At 55.2% G+C, this 1,075-nt stretch carries 2 protein-coding genes; both read right to left on the bottom strand.

Annotated elements, in window-relative coordinates:
* Window positions 1-104: 104 nt before the first annotated feature.
* Complete coding sequence (locus tag GDN47_RS31810) at window positions 105-602, bottom strand: GNAT family N-acetyltransferase (protein ID WP_152095062.1); 498 nt, start codon at window positions 600-602, stop codon at window positions 105-107.
* Window positions 599-895, bottom strand: a complete 297-nt coding sequence (locus tag GDN47_RS31805; protein ID WP_113396042.1) for a type II toxin-antitoxin system TacA family antitoxin — start codon at window positions 893-895, stop codon at window positions 599-601. The genes GDN47_RS31810 and GDN47_RS31805 overlap by 4 nt, the downstream gene beginning before the upstream one ends.
* Between the last annotated feature and the right edge of the window lie 180 nt (window positions 896-1,075).

The raw sequence follows: 1,075 nt of genomic DNA, 5'->3' as shown, positions 1-1,075 counted from the left end.
ATCGAACCCGCGGCCTCATTTGAGGTCCGGGACCTTCTGCCGCAAATACAGCGACTTAGAGCAGAGATAGAATGCATCCAACCGAAATTACTGATGAGTTTCGCTTAAGGGTTCAGCGCCTGATTGAGGTCATGCAATCCGACCATCAGCATCATGGGGTCGGACGGAGAAGACAGAAAGCCCACGGCCTCATAGAAGGCTCGTGCGTCATCTGAAATCGCATGAACCAGCATGCCTCGGATGCCAAGTACTTCAGCGGCATTGAGCAGGCGCAGGCCCGCATCGCGCACTAATGCCCTGCCGAGACCACGCCCCTGGTAGGACTGATCAATGGCGAGGCGACCAAGCACAGCGACCGGAATTGGATCTGGCATATTGCGCCGAAAACGGCCAGGCGCTTCCGGCTGTTTGACAGCGCCGGAGGCGAGTGCGTAATAGGCAATGACGCGGCTCTCCTCGCACACGACGTAGGTCCGCGATGCGCCGCTCGTTTGATTAGAACGCGCGCGACGTCGCAACCAGTCGTCCAACTCAAGGACCCCGGAATTAAACTCGGCCACTTGATGATGATCGGCCAGGGGTGCCGGTGCGCTGAGGGTCACGCCTCATCCCACGGTGCTTTGGTCGACATGGTGCGTGCTAAACGCTCATTGGGCTGCGTGGGTGCATCGAGCCGAGCAAGATATTCAGCATAGATTTCGGGACTTACCGTGAAGATAGTGCGATCGAGCAGCACTTCCTCTGCTCGCCGCTCGGAAGCCTCCAACATGAAATCCGTGCGCGTCTTACCAAGCAACTCAGCGGCGCGATCGATCAAGTTGCGGGTCGCAGGCTTGATCCGCATATTCAGCGGTACGCTTGCGTCCGGGCTTTTGCTTGTATGTGAGGTCGGCATTGGAAACTCCTTTTGCCCCCATATAGCGTAACGACAATATCTTTACAAGGCTCGTATAGATATTGTCGTTACATATTTCGAGCAATCCAATTTTCGCGGTGCTTAATGCGCTAAGCGATTGAAAACCGGTCTCTTAATTAAGCGGAGCGTTGTTTGCAGCGTAATCGGATTTATGGAACT

Source organism: Martinezella dioscoreae, from assembly GCF_009176305.1.
Classification (GTDB): Bacteria; Pseudomonadota; Alphaproteobacteria; order Rhizobiales; family Rhizobiaceae; genus Rhizobium; species Rhizobium dioscoreae.
This window is presented reverse-complemented; position numbering and strand designations above follow the sequence as displayed.